Annotated in this window: 16 protein-coding genes; 6 read left to right on the forward strand and 10 right to left on the reverse strand. The window is 70.5% G+C overall.

Going from position 1 to position 15,432, the window contains the following annotated elements:
• The first annotated feature begins 3 nt into the window (after positions 1 to 3).
• Positions 4 to 936 (forward strand): M23 family metallopeptidase, encoded by a 933-nt coding sequence (locus ACZ7L9_RS20305; RefSeq protein ID WP_471416622.1) that lies wholly within the window; start codon positions 4 to 6, stop codon positions 934 to 936.
• 197 nt (positions 937 to 1,133) lie between these two features.
• Complete coding sequence (locus ACZ7L9_RS20310) at positions 1,134 to 1,979, forward strand: SGNH/GDSL hydrolase family protein (RefSeq protein WP_471416624.1); 846 nt, start codon at positions 1,134 to 1,136, stop codon at positions 1,977 to 1,979.
• Positions 1,980 to 2,059: 80 nt separating this feature from the next.
• Here the strand turns inward: ACZ7L9_RS20310 and ACZ7L9_RS20315 are convergent, their stop codons facing one another.
• From ACZ7L9_RS20315 to ACZ7L9_RS20340, 6 genes are read right to left on the reverse strand one after another with little or no spacing between them, the layout of a single operon-like run.
• A complete protein-coding gene (locus ACZ7L9_RS20315; protein WP_471416626.1) occupies positions 2,060 to 2,956 on the reverse strand; it encodes an STM4011 family radical SAM protein in 897 nt (298 codons plus the stop codon).
• An 8-nt stretch (positions 2,957 to 2,964) separates the two neighbouring features.
• Positions 2,965 to 4,314: an STM4012 family radical SAM protein gene (locus ACZ7L9_RS20320; RefSeq protein WP_471416939.1), complete on the reverse strand. Its 1,350-nt coding sequence runs from the start codon at positions 4,312 to 4,314 to the stop codon at positions 2,965 to 2,967.
• Positions 4,315 to 4,322: 8 nt separating this feature from the next.
• On the reverse strand, positions 4,323 to 5,138 hold the full coding sequence (locus ACZ7L9_RS20325) for an STM4013/SEN3800 family hydrolase (RefSeq protein WP_471416942.1): 816 nt from the start codon (positions 5,136 to 5,138) through the stop codon (positions 4,323 to 4,325).
• 37 nt (positions 5,139 to 5,175) lie between these two features.
• On the reverse strand, positions 5,176 to 6,330 hold the full coding sequence (locus tag ACZ7L9_RS20330; protein WP_471416628.1) for an STM4014 family protein: 1,155 nt from the start codon (positions 6,328 to 6,330) through the stop codon (positions 5,176 to 5,178).
• Positions 6,311 to 7,282: an STM4015 family protein gene (locus tag ACZ7L9_RS20335; protein ID WP_471416630.1), complete on the reverse strand. Its 972-nt coding sequence runs from the start codon at positions 7,280 to 7,282 to the stop codon at positions 6,311 to 6,313. Before ACZ7L9_RS20335 ends, ACZ7L9_RS20330 begins: the two co-directional genes overlap by 20 nt.
• 6 nt (positions 7,283 to 7,288) lie before the next feature.
• Positions 7,289 to 8,245, reverse strand: a complete 957-nt coding sequence (locus ACZ7L9_RS20340; protein ID WP_471416632.1) for an STM4015 family protein — start codon at positions 8,243 to 8,245, stop codon at positions 7,289 to 7,291.
• Positions 8,246 to 8,453: 208 nt separating this feature from the next.
• Between ACZ7L9_RS20340 and ACZ7L9_RS20345 the strand changes: the two genes are divergently transcribed.
• Both ACZ7L9_RS20345 and ACZ7L9_RS20350 read left to right on the forward strand, forming a co-directional pair.
• Complete coding sequence (locus ACZ7L9_RS20345) at positions 8,454 to 8,780, forward strand: hypothetical protein (RefSeq protein WP_266904720.1); 327 nt, start codon at positions 8,454 to 8,456, stop codon at positions 8,778 to 8,780.
• A 238-nt stretch (positions 8,781 to 9,018) separates the two neighbouring features.
• Positions 9,019 to 10,020 (forward strand): DUF6745 domain-containing protein, encoded by a 1,002-nt coding sequence (locus ACZ7L9_RS20350; protein WP_471416634.1) that lies wholly within the window; start codon positions 9,019 to 9,021, stop codon positions 10,018 to 10,020.
• A gap of 50 nt (positions 10,021 to 10,070) precedes the next feature.
• Here the strand turns inward: ACZ7L9_RS20350 and ACZ7L9_RS20355 are convergent, their stop codons facing one another.
• From ACZ7L9_RS20355 to ACZ7L9_RS20370, 4 genes are all read right to left on the reverse strand, one after another.
• Positions 10,071 to 10,682 (reverse strand): TetR/AcrR family transcriptional regulator, encoded by a 612-nt coding sequence (locus tag ACZ7L9_RS20355; protein ID WP_471416636.1) that lies wholly within the window; start codon positions 10,680 to 10,682, stop codon positions 10,071 to 10,073.
• A 71-nt stretch (positions 10,683 to 10,753) separates the two neighbouring features.
• On the reverse strand, positions 10,754 to 11,365 hold the full coding sequence (locus ACZ7L9_RS20360) for a hypothetical protein (RefSeq protein WP_471416638.1): 612 nt from the start codon (positions 11,363 to 11,365) through the stop codon (positions 10,754 to 10,756).
• A gap of 194 nt (positions 11,366 to 11,559) precedes the next feature.
• Positions 11,560 to 12,780 carry a glutamate dehydrogenase gene (locus tag ACZ7L9_RS20365; RefSeq protein ID WP_471416640.1) on the reverse strand — a complete coding sequence of 407 codons (1,221 nt, stop codon included), beginning with the start codon at positions 12,778 to 12,780 and terminating at the stop codon, positions 11,560 to 11,562.
• A 185-nt stretch (positions 12,781 to 12,965) separates the two neighbouring features.
• Positions 12,966 to 13,280, reverse strand: a complete 315-nt coding sequence (locus ACZ7L9_RS20370) for a hypothetical protein (RefSeq protein WP_471416642.1) — start codon at positions 13,278 to 13,280, stop codon at positions 12,966 to 12,968.
• 161 nt (positions 13,281 to 13,441) lie between these two features.
• Here ACZ7L9_RS20370 and ACZ7L9_RS20375 point away from each other — a divergent pair, with 161 nt between their 5' ends.
• Both ACZ7L9_RS20375 and ACZ7L9_RS20380 read left to right on the forward strand, forming a co-directional pair.
• Entirely contained in the window at positions 13,442 to 13,882 is a 441-nt protein-coding gene (locus ACZ7L9_RS20375) for a PPOX class F420-dependent oxidoreductase (protein ID WP_471416644.1), read from the forward strand.
• 100 nt (positions 13,883 to 13,982) lie between these two features.
• Entirely contained in the window at positions 13,983 to 15,209 is a 1,227-nt protein-coding gene (locus tag ACZ7L9_RS20380; protein WP_471416646.1) for an MBL fold metallo-hydrolase, read from the forward strand.
• The last annotated feature ends 223 nt before the right edge of the window (positions 15,210 to 15,432 follow it).

The raw sequence follows: 15,432 nt of genomic DNA on the forward strand, positions 1-15,432 counted from the left end.
TTCATGCCCATACCGGGTAAGCACCGTCGTACGAAGACCCGCACCATCGCCCGTGGCGTCGCCGCCGCAGGCGCCGGCGGCGCCGTCCTCGCGCTGCCGCTGCTCGGCGCCACCGGTGCCCACGCCGCTCCGGCTGCCGCGCCGCAGTCGGTCTCCGCCGCCGCCGCGCACGCCGCTCCGGCCAAGCCGGTCGCGCAGAAGCAGGCCGCCACCACGACGTACTCCGTCGTCTCCGGTGACTACCTGTCGAAGATTGCCGCCGAGCACAAGACCGAGGGTGGCTGGCAGAAGCTGTACCAGGACAACCGCGAGGTCGTCGGCGACGACCCCGGCCTGATCCTCCCGGGCATGAAGCTGACGCTCGGCGGCAACGCGTCGGGTGACTCCGCGCCCACCGGCGCCGGTACGGGTGCAGGCCTCCCGTCGAAGGCTCCATCGGTTCCCTCGTCGGTCGCAGCGAAGTCCGCCCCGGCCAAGGTGTCGACGGTCACGGAGTCCAAGACCTCCGCCCCGGCCGGTCAGAGCAACAGCTCCGGCTATGCCCACCCGGTCCCCGGCAACCACACCACCGGCTACCGCGCCTCCGGCTCCAACTGGTCCAGCGGCAGCCACACCGGGATCGACTTCCCCGTCTTCACCGGCACCAGCGTGAAGTCCATCACCTCCGGCACCGTCGTCACTGCCGGCTGGGGTGGCGCGTACGGCAACCAGGTCGTCATCAAGCACGCCGACGGTCACTACTCGCAGTACGGCCACCTGTCCTCGATCTCCGTGTCGGCGGGCCAGTCCGTGAGCACCGGTCAGCAGATCGGTCTCTCCGGCGCGACCGGCAACGCCACCGGACCGCACCTGCACTTCGAAGTCCGCACGGGCCCGGCGTACGGCTCGGACATCGACCCGATCGCCTTCCTGGCTTCGCACGGCATCTACGTCTGAGCGAACGAACGGGCAGTTCACCAACACGGTATGACCTGAGCAACACAGCAGGGGCGGTGCGCGGCGGCGCACCGCCCCTGCTGCCGGTCGGTCTTATTCCCCCTTTACTAAAACCTGACCGGGTGGTCTATCTCACCACCCGTCAACCCCTTATTACGGTCGCGTAGGTCACATTCGGCAGTGCAGGATGAGCGTTTGTGGCAGACGATTCGAGAAAAAATCAACGTGGCGTCATCAACCGACACGGCGTCATCGGGTCGTACGCAGCGATTGGCGACAGCTTCACCGAGGGAGTGGGCGACCCCGGTCCGGACGGGACTTTCGTCGGCTGGGCGGACCGTTTCGCGGTACTTCTCGCGGACGAGCTCCCGGACCCCGATGCGGAATCGAGCATCGACGGCTCCACGCACGGGGATTTCAGGTACGCCAATCTCGCCGTACGCGGACGCCTCCTCGACCAGATCGTCGAGGAGCAGGTGCCGCGCGCCAAGGAACTCGCTCCCGATCTGGTGAGCTTCTGCGCGGGCGGCAACGACATCATCAGGCCCGGCACCGACCCCGACGACGTGGCCGAGCGCTTCGAGCGCGCGGTCGCCGAGCTGACCGAATCGGTCGGCACCGTGATGGTCACCACCGGCTTCGACACCCGCGGCGTTCCCGTGCTGCGTCATCTGCGCGGCAAGATCGCCACCTACACCGCTCATGTGCGGTCCATCGCCGACCGCTACGACTGCCCGGTCCTCGACCTGTGGTCGCTGCGGTCCGTCCAGGACAGGCGCGCCTGGGACGACGACCGGCTCCATCTGTCGCCCGAGGGACACACCAGGGTCGCTTTGCGCGCCGCCCAGGTCCTCGGCCTCCGCGTGCCGGCCGACCCCGACCAGGAATGGCCCCCGCAGGCACAGCGCGGCACGCTCGAAGAACGGCGCGACGACATCCACTGGGCGCGCGAGTACCTGGTGCCGTGGATCGGCCGGCGGCTGCGCGGCGAGTCCTCCGGCGACCATGTCGAGGCCAAGCGGCCCGACCTGCTGCCGCTCTAGGCCTGCCGCCGCTCCAGGGCCTTGCCCGGCCGCTCACGACCGGGGCCGCGACCGCGGTGTCCTCGCCCGCCGGCCGGGTCTCAGGCCCGTCCGGCGGATCGGGCCCGTCCGGCGAGGGACGACAGCGGCGGCGCCGGTATCCGCTCCAGCACGCCGCCCGCGAAGACGTCGTACAGCGGCAGCGTCTCCAGATGCACATAGCCGATGTGGCAGTCGCAGACGGCCAGCGGGCAGGCGCGCGGGCCGAGCGAGCGCCGGAAACTGCCGTCGTAGAGGTTGCCGAGCTCCGCCGGGACGAAATGGCAGCGCCGCACCGTGCCGTCACCGTCCACCGAGATGACCGACTCGCCCGTCCGGCACGGCAGCCCGGCGGAGCGGTGCGGATGCCGGCTGTACGGGAAGAGCGGGTCCAGGGCCGTCCAGCGGTCCGCCCCCTCGTCCGAATAGGTGTGCCCCTCCGCGGCGTTCACCCAGAGATAGACCTCGTCGGGCAGCGCGGCTCGCAGCCGCCGGGCCTCTTCGAGATGGTCGTCGAGCCCGACGACACCGACGCTGTGGCGAATCCCGAGCGCGGTCAGCTCTCCGCACTTGGCGAGGAACCGCTCGTACGGCGTCTGCCCCGGGTGGTACGTGCACCACAGCGCGATCTTCTCGCGGCCGGCCTCACCCGCCTCCGCCAGCCAGCCCGTACGACTGCTGAGGTTGGTCTGGATCGCGACCCGGCCGATGTGCGGCAGTTGCGCCAGCTCGACCAGTGCGCGCCGGTACCAGGAGCGGACCAGACCCTCGCCCCAGGGGGTGAACAGGACCGAGAGCCGGTCACCGGTCTGCGCCGCGGCCCAGGCGGTGAACCGCTCCAGCGCGGCGCGGTCGGCACGCAATTGCTCCCGGCTGTCGCGCCGCTTCGCGAACGGGCAGTACGGGCAGTCGTAGTCGCAGGACGCGAGCGGGCCGCGGTAGAGGATGGTCAGGTCCATCGGCGCGCTCACTTCAATTCGTACGCGGCCATCGCGGCCCGCACACAGGGGGAGAAGAGTTCCGGGCCCAGCGCGTCGGAGTGGGCCAGGCCCTCGGGGGAGAGCCGCAACAGTCCGGACGCCCCGGCCGTCGTGTCGAGCCAGCCGCGCGCCTCGAACCGGGCCAGTTCGACGGGGAAGTCATCCGCCGGGGAGGTGCCGAAGCGCTCCCGGTAGTCGGCCGACCGCAGCCCCTCGGCCTGGAGGACGGACTGCAGGAGGTGGCGCCGGCGCGCCTCGTCGCCGTCGACGTACCGGCCGACCTCGGCGCGCGAGAAGTCCTCGGTGGCGGTGTAGCCGTCGATGATGGCCCGAACCTCCCGCATCTCCACCGCGTAGTCGAAGGAGTAGTGCAGCTTCGTGGTGTACGAGCGGGCGCCGCAGCCCAGGCCGATCATGCCGTCGGTCTGGCAGGCGTACTCGTCGGGGCCGTCCGTCCGCGGGGCGTCCGCGCGGCGGAACATCCGCATGGACACCTGCTCGTAGCCGTGGGTGAGGAGATGGTCGCGGCCCGCGCGGTACAGCCGCAGCCGCTGCTCGTCCCAGGCGGCGTCCGCCGCCTCGCCGTCGGCGCTGAGCCGCCCGAGACCGGTCAATGGGCGGACGTACAGCGGGTAGAGGTACAGCTCTTCCGGCCGCCAGCCGAGCGCCGCGTCCAGCGAGGTGCGCCAGCTCTCCTCGGTCTGCCCGTCGATGCCGTAGATCAGGTCGATGTTGAGGACCGGGATGCGGGTGTCACGTATCCGGTCAAGCGCCGCCTCAACATCGGCGCGGTGCTGCGGTCGCACCGCGGCGCGCGCCTCGGCTTCGACGAAGCTCTGCACGCCGATGCTGATCCTGGTCGTCCCGCGGTCGGCGAGGACGGCCAGCCGGTCGGCCGTCGCGGTCGACGGCGACGTCTCGACCGACAGCGGAACGGCCCGCAGATCGGCGCCCATCCGCTCTTCCGTGATGTCGCAGAGCCGGTCCAGCTCCGCCGCGGTCAGGAACGTGGGCGTGCCCCCGCCGAACGCCGCCGCGGCGAACCGCACCGGCTCCGCGTCGCCCAGCGCGTCGCGGACGGCGGTGGCCTGCCGGTCCAGCGCGTCGAGATAGCGGGTCGTCAGCTCGTCGGGAGCACCGATCCGGGTGAAGAGATTGCAGAAGCCGCAGCGGACCTCGCAGAACGGTATGTGCAGATAGAGCGAGAGCGCTTCCTTGCGCTCGGCCGCCCACAGCTCGCGCAGCATCGGCCGCTCGGCGAGCGGCCGGTAGGCCGTCTTGTGCGGATAGGCGTACACATAGCTCTGGTACGGGCGGGTGGACCGCGCGACGGTCATGGTGCGGCTCATGATGCGGTGGCCCCCGGTTCCAGGAAGAAGTGCGCGTACGGAACGGTCCAGACGGACTCGTGGCCGAGCCGGTGACCGATGTAGCCGTCGTCCCCGTACGCCGTTCCGTGGTCGGAACAGACGATGGCGAAACAGCGGCGGCGGCTGCTCGCAGCGGCGAAGAGCCGGCCGATGTGTGCGTCGACGTACTCCAGAGCGGCGGCATGGGTGGCGCGGGAATCGCCCGCCTCGCGGGTGGCACCCGGCTGGTGGAACCAGTTGGGCTGGTGCAGGGCGGACACATTGACGAAGAGGAACAGCCGCTGTTCGGCGGGGAGTTCGGCGACGACCTGCTCGGCGCGGGCCACCTGCGCCTCGAACGAGTTGGGCGACGCGACACCGAACTCCGGTTCCCAGTGGCTCTCCTGGAACAGGCCGGGCAGTACCGAGCCCAGCGGGCCCTGCCGGTTGAAGAAGCCGACGCCGCCGACGCACACCGTGTGGTACCCCGCACCGGCCAGTCCGGACAGCAGGTCGGGGGTGTCGAAGACGAAGGTCCCCGAAGCGGTGGACTCGCTGCCCGCGAAACGTGCCGCGAACAGCCGGGGGTGCGGCCCCGGGCCGGCCGGAGTGGGTAGGAATCCCGCGAAGATCGCCTGGTGGGAGGCGTAGGTGAAGCTGCCGGGCGCATGCCGCTTCTCCCAGGCACCACCCGGCAGATGGCGCGCCAGATGCGGGATGCGTCCGGCGGCGGCAAGCTCCGCCGCCACGTCGTAGCGCAGCGTGTCGAGGGTGACGAGCAGCAGGTCGTGACTGCCCACGATCTCGCTCATGTCGGGGTTCCGGGCGTCCGCGGGGGCGGGCGCGATGTCAGGGAGTGGCGGTTGCACGGTGGTTCCTTGCTCTGTTCAGTACGGCGGCGACCTGCGCCGCGTAGGTGTCCAGGCCCTCGGCGCCGCTGCCGGAGAGTCCGGTCAGCCGCGGCAGCAGATCGCCGAAGGCGTTGACCTCGCCGACGGCGAAACGCCGCCAGCCGGTCGCGGGCAGCAGATCGACGCCCACACACAGCGTGTCCGGGAAGCAGGCCGCGGCCCGTTCGCACAGGGCCAGGGCCTCGGTCCAGCTGCCGCCCGCGGCGTCGACGGCCGCACGGACGTCGTCGAGATCTCCACGCGCGCCGCCGAGGTGAAGATTGGTCATGGGGGAGTGGCTGGTGCGCACGACCGCATGAGTGGCCCGGCCCGCCACCACCACGACCCGCAGATCCGCCGCCCGGCCGTGCTGGGTGGCCTTGGGCAGCCAGCGCTCGATGTGCAGCCCGTCCGGCGCGAGGGCGTCGACGATCGCCGCGACCTCCCGCTCCGTCGTGCAGCGGCGTACCCGCAACGAGTTGAAGAGCCGGCCGGCCGTGTCCCGTTCCACCGATGTGGTGGCCCTGACCCGGCCGGGCCCGGCCGTCTCGACGGCCAGGACCCCCGAGGCGGAGGAGCCGTGCGCGAGCTTCACGAAGGCCCTGGGCATGCCGTGGGCCGTCATCCGCTCGCGTACGTCCACCCAGTCGCGCACCACGGGCGCCGCGGCCCCCGAGGTCGGCGAAGCAGGTACACGCACTCCGGCGTCGTCCAGCACGGCATGGCAGATCCGCTTGTCGAAGAGCACCGCGACATCGCCCGGGTCGTCCAGCAGCACGGCACCGGAAGCGGCGGCCGCCCGCGCCACCGTCCGTACGGCCTCGGTGAACCGGGCGTACCACAGGGCGGTCCCCTCGACCCTGGTCGGATCGCCGACCGCCCTGAGCAGTCGCTCCACCTCGGTGTCCTCACCCGGCGAGTCCATCCGTACGGTCTCGCCCGGCCGGAAGGCGGCCTCGCCGCGCAGGACGTCCAGCCAGGACACGACACGCGCCGCGGGCAGCCCGGCGGCGCGCACGGCGTCCTGGAACAGCGCGACCCGGCGGTTCCCGGGCACACCCACGACGACCAAACGCGGCGCCGGGCCGGCCGGGCTATTCGCTGACAGCGACATAGCGGAACTCGTCCTCTTCCGGATCCCAGTACTCCACCTCGTCGATATCGCCGTTCACCCGGTCGGAACCGAGGAGGTTCCCGAGACGGTCCACCAATGTGTCGCTGATGTAGTGGTGGTGCAGGTCCAGCGAGGTGAGATGGGTGAGTGGCTGGCCCGAGAGCAGCGCCTCGGCGCCTTCGTCGCCCAGCGTCCCCATCGCGAGGGAGAGCGACTCCAACTGGGCTACGACCGGTGCGGAGGCCACCGCGGTCGCGATCTCGTCCTGGATCTCGCTGTTCTGCAGCCCCAGATGACGCAGGGCGGGGAACGCCGCACCGGACAGCAGCGGAGCGAGGTCATCGACCGTCGTGTCCCCGCCGTACTCGGTGATGCCGAGCCAGAGTTCCAGATGTTCCAGCGCGGGCAGCTCCGAAGCCCCGACCGCCCGGACGACGCCGGACGGCAGACCGCCGGACTCGAATCGCAGCTTCTTCAGAGACGTGTGCCGCACCGGCTGCAGACCGAGTATCGTCCGGCCCTCGATCCGCTCGCCGCCCCCGCGTACCGTCAGCTCCTCCAACTGTCCGAACGCCTCGAGCACCGGGGTGATGTCGGACATGACCAGCCACGACACCTCGCACTCCTCGCTGACGACATCGGCCAGGAAGAGCGCCCGCAGTGCCGGGAAGCGGTCCGCGTGACCGGTCAGCAGCTCGATGACCGGAGCGACGGACTCGTAGTCGCCCTGCCACCAGGGACCGATCAGCAGGGCCCGGACACGCGAGGTGTCGACCGTGTCCACGAAGTGCTGCCAGAGCATGGCGAACGTCGGATCGCCGTCCCAGTCGCTCTCCAGCCGCCACGCGACCGAGTCGGCGGCCGGGAGGGGCTCGACGCGAGTACCGCCAGGTCCCGGCAGAGTCAGGACCGGAAGACCGTGGAACATCTCGGGGTGTTCGATGTCGGTCATCGCCCATCACTCCGAAACCGCGGTGTACCGGCCTTCGATGCCGCGGTTGCCCCAGGGCTCCTCGCGTTCCGACACATCGACCCTCACGCCGTGCGGCTCAAGCGCCTGAGCGATCCGGCGTTCCATCTGCTCGGTCATGAAGTGGTGGTGCAGATCGAGCCGTTCGAGATGGGTGAGCGGCTGGCCGTCGAGCAGCGCCGCCCCGCCCTCGTCGCCCAGCGTGCCGTTCGACAGGTCGAGGACGCGCAGCTGGGCGACGACCGGCGCGCCCGCGACGGCCGTCGCGATCTCGTTCTGCAGCTCGCTGTTGCGCAGACCGAGATGGGTGAGCCTGGGGAAACGGGAGCCGGTCAGGAGTGGCGCCAGGTCCGCCACATCGGCGTCGCCCCCGTACGCGGAGACGCCGAGCCAGAGATCGAGCCGCTCCAGCGCGGGCAGCTCGCTGTCCAGAATGCCACGGATCACACCGATCGGCAGACCACCGGTCTCGATGGTCAGCGCACGCAGCCGCTCGTGCTTCGAGGGCGGGAAAACCAGGTCCGAGCCGCCGCGCACACCCAGTTCGAGCAGTCCCGGGAAGGCCGTCAGCAGCGCCGTGACATCCGACTGCTCGATCCAGGAGATCTCGTTCTGCTCCAGGATCATGTCGCCGACGAAAACGGCCTCCAGCGAGGTGAGCCGGTCGGCCGCGCCGATGACCAGATCGATCGGGTAGGACGAGGTCTCCTCGTACGATTCGCCCCACTGACCGATGATCAGCGCGCGGACCCCGGCCGGGTCGACCGCAGTGAGGAACTCCTGGAACGCCTCCTCCCAGGTCATCTCGGACTCGTCGTCGTACGGATCGACCGAGATGCGCCAGGCCGCCGCATCGGCGGCCTGTGCGGGCACTTCACCCGTCGCGTGCTGGAAGTCGACTGCAGGAAGGCCGAGCAACTCGTGCAGATGGTCCACACCGGACATGACCCTGAGCTCCTGGTACTGGGAGACGGCTGATGTCTGCAAGGTGTATCAAGCCGCACTGACAACGGCGCGACCGGGACGGTCCGGACGTGCCCGCGGACTCCCGCGGAAGCCGGTCGCAGTCCGCCGACGGTCGATTGTCAGACCTCTCCCTTAGCGTTTTTCTCGTGGCCGGCACAGCGGGTGCGGCCGTCGAGGGGAGACGTCTGTGTACCGGCAGGGCGATGTACTGATCGTGTCGTTGGAGGAGTCGGCGGTGCCTGCGCATCTTGTGGACGCGCCGGGCGAACCGAGGGACGGCCGGGGGCGCATGATCCTCGCGCTGGGCGAGGTCACCGGACATGCACACGCGGTTCAGGGACCGGGTCGGCTGATGCGCGAGGCGGGAGCCTTCGGGCCGATGCTGCTTCACCTTCCCGACGGCGGGCGGGTGGTGCACGAGGAGCACGCGGCGATACCGCTGTCGAAGGGCTGGTACCGCGTGGTGCGCCAGCGGGAGTACGCGCCGGGGGCGGTCCGCATCGTGGCGGACTGAGCGGGCTGAGTGGTCCGAAGCGGCCGGTCTCGCCGGACACCGGCGAGGCTGAGCGGCAGCTCGGTGATCCGGAGCGCGCCGGATCACCGACGCACGCGAACGCTCCGGATCACTGAAACGCACAACGCACAATGCACAACCCGCGAACGCGCAACTCACGAACGCACAGCACCGAAACGCAGAACGCAGAACGCAGAACGCAGACCACCGAACACCGAATTCAGGGACGGGAAGACCGATGCAGTACGTGGACTCATGGCGGGCCGTGGCAGCGGCGACCGGCGCGGCGGACCGGGCCGCGGCCGAGGACGGGCTCCGGCTCGCCTACCGCAGCGCAGGACTTGCCGAGCCGGAGCGAATCCTCTGGGTCGACTCGCCCAGGGCCGCCGTGGCGGCCGTGGAGAAGCTCGTCGGCGCCGGACGCTCGGTGCGTGACGAGGTACGGACCCGGCCGTGGGCGGAGGAACGGCGCCGGATGTACGACGAGCTGGGCCCCGCGGGCTGGTCCGCCCTGTGGTCCGCCACGGGGGCACAGCTCTGGGAGACCACGGCGGCACTCGCCGAGCGGATCAGGGCAGTTGTCGTCGCGGACCTCGCGGAGCGCCCCGAGGACGAGTCCGATGTCCGGCTGGTGTTGCTCGACGCGGTGCTCGGCCAGCACGACGCGGCCTGGCTCGCCGCGTTCGACGGCCGGGGCGACCGACTGGACGGCCTGGCCGAGGTGGCCAGGAACGCGGGCTGGTGGTGGCCCTACGAGCGTGCCGTGGTGATCAGCGAGCGCCCCGAAGCACTCCACCGGGACGAGGCGGGCCGGCTGGACCGCGGGGACGGCCCGGCGCTCGCCTACCGCGACGGCTTCGCGCTGCACGCCTGGCGCGGCATGCCCGTGCCCGCCGAATTCCTCGCGGAACTGAACTCCCTGACCCCCGAACGGATACGTGAGGAGGAGAACGCGGAACTGCGCCGCGTCATGCTGGAGTTCTACGGCTACGACCGTTACCTCACCGAGTCGGGTGCCGAGCCGGTCCACCGGGACGAGACGGGAGTCCTGTGGCGGATCGCGCTGGACGGCGACGAGGACGTGGTGATGGTCGAGGTGGTCAACTCCATCCCGGAGCCGGACGGAACCCACCGCACCTACTGGCTGCGGGTGCCGCCCGCCACGAGGACCGCGAAGGAGGGCGTGGCCTGGACGTTCGGGCTCCAGGGGGATGCGTACGCACCCCTGCGCCAGACCTGACCGCCGGACCGCCGATACGCCCGGATGAACCGGCGAAACGGGGCAGCGTCTCAGGCCGTCAGTGCCGCATGATCGACGCCGAGTTCGCGGGCGAGGGCCTCATCGGTCCAGGCCAGCATCGTGGCCCTGGAAAGCGGACCCGCGTACGACGTCATCTGCACGGCCAGGCCGTCCAGCAGTGCGGTCAGCCGCCAGGCCACGGACATCGGGTCGTCGCAGTGGAACTCACCGGCGGTGGCGCCCTCCTCGATGACCTCGGCCAGCTCCGCCTTCCACTGCTGGTCGAGATCGGCGGCCACATTGCGCAGCGCCGGGTCGCGCAGCGAGGCCGCCCAGCCCTCGATCCACAGCCGCCAGCCCTTGGCCTGGCCCGTCGGCGCGTACCAGCGTACGGCGGCTCGCAGCCGCCGTACGGCACTGGTGCGACGGCTCAGCAACTTGCGTAGATGGGCGAGATCGGCCTCGGCGGCATGTGCGAAGGCGGCCGCGACCAGCTTCTCCTTGGTCGAGAAGTGGTAGAGCACGAGCGCGTTGCTCACACCGAGCACCGCGGCCACGTCGGCGATGCGTACCGCTGCGACTCCCCGCACCTCGATCTGTTCGACGGCAGCGCGCAGGAGTTCCTCGCGCCGCTCCGCCACGCTCAACCGCACTCTCGCCACGGCGTCACCCTAACGAATGCACGGGGCACGGGCAGGCCGGGGGCGGAGCCGCGTACGGCCCCGCCCCCTGTTCATCCGACGCCCGGGGCACCGGCCCGCAACCGGGCCGCGGTGGCCGACTTCTCGTGCCCGGAGCGCAGCCGACACTCGCTGGTGACCCTGGTCCCGAGCATCCAGGTCACCGGATCCGGCGACGTACGCGTGGCATCGACGGTCAGCCGGTACCAGTTCTCCTTGCGAGGCAGGTCGAATGTGGCGCGCCCCGGTGCGGCATTGCGGGCCAGCACCTTTCCGCTGTCGTCCGCCAGGACCGTGCTCGCGCTGTCCGCACCCGGTGCCGTCTCGGCCCGGTGCCCGGCCGCGTCGGAGAACACCGGGAGCGCCACCTTCAGCTTGTCGCCCTCCCTGATGACCTGGGCGGCACCGGCCTGCTCGCCGAGCGCCGGGTTGAAGGGGGCGGACATCCAGTCGTCCTGGTAGTCACCATCCATGCTGTACACGGTGGGTGGACCGCTCAGCGTCCCCAGCGGATAGACGCTGTCGCCGACGTCGTACTGGTAGTGGAAGGTCGCCGTCGTCCACGCCACGTCAGGCGTGAAGTACAGCGTCTGCTCCGACGGCGGACGGTAGCGGGTGACCTGCTGAGAGAGCGTCAGTCCGTGCCAGGTCGTCCACGCGTACATGCCCCAGCCGGAGCACCGGTGTCGGCCGGTGGACGGAGAGTCCGTCGTTTGTTTTCAGGGGGTGACGAGGTGAGAGTGTCAGGATCACGCCGGACGGGAACCGGATGCGGGCTGGCGGGAAGCTGCCATGGCGGCTATGCACCGTGCATGTCTACGATTTGCAGCAACAGGCTTTTTCAGGTGGGCAGTTGGGGTCAGCGGTACCAGCCGAATCGCTCCGCCATCACCGGCAGCCGGTCCGCGACGATGGCATGCGCGGCGGCCCGCGGTGTGCAGTCGTCGGCCTCGGCGCGGGCCAGCATCAGGTCGATCAGGGCCCGCATCGAGCGGCGGGTGTGGCCGAACGCCTCGTCGGCGTCCGCGCCGATGTCACCGAACAGGGTCCACCACCACCATGCATTCGTACCGGAGTTGACGACCACATCCGGCAGCACCGTGATCCCGCGCGCCGCGAGCAGCGCTTCCGCCTCGGGGAGTACCGGCATGTTGGCCGCCTCCACGACCCAACGAGCCCGTATCCGGGCCTGGTTCGTGGCATCGATCGCGTACGAGACGGCTGCCGGTACCAGTATCTCGGCGTCCTGCGTCAGCCAGGCGTCGGCGGGCAGCTCCCGGTCCCCGTCCCGGAGCGCACGGCGGTCCACTGTTCCGTACCCGTCCCTGGCGGCCAGCAGCGCCTCTACGTCCAGGCCTGCCGGATTGGCGATCGTGCCCTTGATGTCGGCCACGGCCACCACCTTCAGCCCGGCCCGCGCCAGGAACCGCCCTGTCGCCCCGCCCATGGTGCCGAGCCCCTGCACGGAGACCCTCGCCTCCCGGTACGGGACGCCTTCCCGGTCCAGTGCCGCGAGCGCCGACTCGGCGACCCCGCAGCCGCCGACCAGTTCGTCGAGCCCGATGCCGTCCACCTCGACGGCGAACGCGTCGGCAAGGCGCTGTCGGGCCGCCCTCGCGTCGTCGAGCAGCGGAAAGACGGCCTGGATCGAGGAGACGAGCCCGGCCTCGGCGGCTGCCCGGTCCACGATGTCCTGGGTGAGCCCCAGGTCCTCACCCGTCGTCCACACGTTCTCGAGGTACGGGCGCACGGCCCGCAGATAGCGCACGAGAATCCCGTACGCCTGCGGGTCGCGCGGGTCGCAGTCGATGCCGCCCTTGGCGCCGCCCAGCGGGATGCAGCGGGCGTCCGTTTTGTCGGCGTCGAAGTGGAGCGCCTCCTTCATCGTCATGCCGCGGGCCAGCCCCGCCACCTCGTCCAGTGTGCAGCCCGCCCGCATCCGCAGCCCACCGCTGGCCACCCCGCGCACCAGTCGGTCCACGACCAGGTGCCCCTGACGGCCGGTGACGTGGTCGGTCCAGGTGAGCGATATCAGCGGCGCCGTGGGTGCGGCGGAGGGGGACACCGGAGGTGTCTTCATCGGGGGTCTCCTCGGTCACTGTGATCACGGTGGGCCCGGGGCGGTCAGGGCTACGGCCGGTCCGGCCGTAGCCGGTCGCCGCGCTGCTGCCCGGCTGTTCCGGCGCACTGCCTCCCGCCACGGACGGGCCGACACCAACAGACCGGTCTACTGAATCGCAGGTCAGTATTGGGAGGCGGGGCCACTCATGTCAATGCGGCCACTGCTGAATCGTCATTCAGTGGCCGGACCGCATCGATCAGCGGCTCGCGGGGCGCTCCACCTCCCCACCGCTCCTTGAAACCCTGGCTGGTCAGACCGAGGGCGGAATTGGTGCGGGAGTCCAGCTTCTTCCAGCGGCCCACCGCCAGCTCGAAGCGGCTCCCGGCCCACAGCACTCCGGTGTGGTGGGCGGTGGCCCGCAGGGGATCGATGACCTTGCCGTACATACGGTTCGAGTACCACGAAACGGCGCGGAAGAGGAGGCTGCGGGGCGGGTCGAGCGAGATACGGGCGGTCATGACCTGTCTCCTTCGGTACGGCTCGGATGCCGTCCGGCTGCGTCGTGGGACGCCGTCGGCCGGCTGCGTTCACGGGTGTGACGGGCGGGGACCCCTCGGATGTGACACGGGAGTGCGACCGGATCCGGAATCCTGTGGCGGGTACGGACGTTGGATCCGGCATGACGGGAATCGACGCACAGCAGGAAGCGCTGCTCGGGCTGCTCGGCGAGGAGAGCGGCGGCGTGCTCGTGACGCTCAAGCGCGACGGCAGGCCGCAACTGTCCAATGTCAACCACTTCTACTATCCCGAGGAGCGTGTCGTCCGCGTCTCGATCACCGAGGACCGCGCGAAGACGAAGAACCTCCGCCGCGACCCACGGGCGAGCTACCACGTCACCAGCGCGGACCGCTGGGCGTGGACGGTCGTGGACGGCACGGCCGAGCTGTCCCCGGTCGCCGCCGATCCGCACGACGAGACGGTGGCGGAGCTGATCACGCTCTATCGCGACGTCCACGGTGAACACCCCGACTGGGACGACTACCGCAGCGCCATGGTCCGCGACGGCCGGGTCGTGCTGCGACTGCGCATCGAGCACGCGTACGGGCAGCCGCGTGGCTGACGGAGAACGGCCCGGTGAGCGGCCCGCCGGGCCGTTCCGCACTCGCACTGTCGTACCCCCTACCCATAATGAGACGACACCGACTCCCTCAGGAGATGCTGTGAACGGCGCTGCCCCCTTGCCTCCGCTCCGTGCCCGGCTGCGTTCGCTGCGCCCCGCCGCATTCGGCGCCGATCCGGGTGGTGCCCGCATGGAGCGCATCCGCCGCTCACCCAACTTCGCCGACGGCGTCTTCCAGAACCCCGTGGGGGCACGGACCAGTCCCTCCGGATCCGCCCTGGAGCTCGCGAAGGTCTACTTCCGCAAGGAGGAGCGAGCGCGCAGGGCCCCGGTCGGCACCGTGCCCGTGCACGCCACCACCTACGCCGACCTCGCCGAGCCGCCCACCACCGGGCTGCGGCTCACCTGGATGGGTCATTCCAGTGTGCTCGCCGAGATCGACGGCCGGCGGGTGCTCTTCGACCCGGTGTGGGGCGAGCGCTGTTCGCCCTTCGCCTTTGCCGGGCCCAAACGGTTGCACCCCGTGCCAATGCCGCTGGCCGCGCTCGGCCCCGTCGACGCGGTGGTCATCTCCCACGATCATTACGACCACCTCGATCTGCCGACGATCAAGGCTCTCGCGGGCACGAACACGGTGTTCGCCGTCCCGCTCGGTGTCGGCGCCCATCTGGAGCGGTGGGGTGTGCCCACCGACGGGATGCGCGAACTGGACTGGAACGAGACCACGAAGATCGCCGGGATCAGTCTCACCGCCACCCCGGCCCGGCACTTCTGCGGCCGCGGCCTGCGCAACCAGCAGCACACGCTCTGGGCATCCTGGGCCGTCGCAGGACCCGAACACCGGATCTACCACAGCGGCGACACCGGCTATTTCCCCGGCTTCGAGGACATCGGCGCCGAACACGGCCCGTTCGACGCGACGATGATCCAGATCGGTGCGTATTCCGAGTACTGGCCCAGGAACCACACGGATTCCACGCCGCTGCCCGGCGCGTGGCCGGACATTCACATGAACCCTTCGCAGGGGGTGCAGAGCCATCTTGACCTGCAGCAAGGCCGACCGAGCGGGGTCATGCTGCCGATCCACTGGGGCACATTCAACCTCTCGTTGCATCCGTGGGCCGAGCCGGGGGAGTGGACGCTGGCCGCGGCCGAGGCGGTCGGACAAGCAGTCGCCCTCCCTGTTCCGGGCCAGCCCTTCGAGCCTGCTGTATTCCTCCCTGCGCACCCCTGGTGGCGGGATGTGTCGCTGCCGCTGAACCGCAGGTGGCCTGTTCCGGAGTTCACTCCGGTGGTTGACGGCCTCGATCTCGTGGGCGAGGGCTGAACGTGGACGAGCCGACGCGGATCACGGAAGTCCTTGCGACGATGTCGGAGGCCGTACCTTCGCTCCCCTCCATTCCACCGGCACCCCGACGGACGGTCGTGCGAAGCCTGCCGGACGTGGACCTCGTCCTGCTCCCGCGACTCGCCGCCGGACCATGACCCCTACGAGTCCCGGCCGGCCCGGCGACGGGTCGCGCGGGCCGCCCCGCCCCTGGTGCGTGAGC

It is taken from the genome of Streptomyces sp. NPDC111516 (assembly GCF_055635345.1).

What these genes read in the sequence shown, in the direction of transcription:
- ACZ7L9_RS20350 (WP_471416634.1), top strand. Translation starts at nt 9,019, where the DNA reads ATGCAGTACGTGGACTCATGGCGGGCCGTGGCAGCGGCGACCGGCGCG.
- ACZ7L9_RS20305 (WP_471416622.1), top strand. Translation starts at nt 4, where the DNA reads ATGCCCATACCGGGTAAGCACCGTCGTACGAAGACCCGCACCATCGCC.
- ACZ7L9_RS20315 (WP_471416626.1), bottom strand. Translation starts at nt 2,956, where the DNA reads ATGGACCTGACCATCCTCTACCGCGGCCCGCTCGCGTCCTGCGACTAC.
- ACZ7L9_RS20330 (WP_471416628.1), bottom strand. Translation starts at nt 6,330, where the DNA reads ATGTCGCTGTCAGCGAATAGCCCGGCCGGCCCGGCGCCGCGTTTGGTC.
- ACZ7L9_RS20325 (WP_471416942.1), bottom strand. Translation starts at nt 5,138, where the DNA reads ATGAGCGAGATCGTGGGCAGTCACGACCTGCTGCTCGTCACCCTCGAC.
- ACZ7L9_RS20335 (WP_471416630.1), bottom strand. Translation starts at nt 7,282, where the DNA reads ATGACCGACATCGAACACCCCGAGATGTTCCACGGTCTTCCGGTCCTG.
- ACZ7L9_RS20360 (WP_471416638.1), bottom strand. Translation starts at nt 11,365, where the DNA reads ATGTACGCGTGGACGACCTGGCACGGACTGACGCTCTCTCAGCAGGTC.
- ACZ7L9_RS20370 (WP_471416642.1), bottom strand. Translation starts at nt 13,280, where the DNA reads ATGACCGCCCGTATCTCGCTCGACCCGCCCCGCAGCCTCCTCTTCCGC.
- ACZ7L9_RS20365 (WP_471416640.1), bottom strand. Translation starts at nt 12,780, where the DNA reads ATGAAGACACCTCCGGTGTCCCCCTCCGCCGCACCCACGGCGCCGCTG.
- ACZ7L9_RS20340 (WP_471416632.1), bottom strand. Translation starts at nt 8,245, where the DNA reads ATGTCCGGTGTGGACCATCTGCACGAGTTGCTCGGCCTTCCTGCAGTC.
- ACZ7L9_RS20375 (WP_471416644.1), top strand. Translation starts at nt 13,442, where the DNA reads ATGACGGGAATCGACGCACAGCAGGAAGCGCTGCTCGGGCTGCTCGGC.
- ACZ7L9_RS20320 (WP_471416939.1), bottom strand. Translation starts at nt 4,314, where the DNA reads ATGACCGTCGCGCGGTCCACCCGCCCGTACCAGAGCTATGTGTACGCC.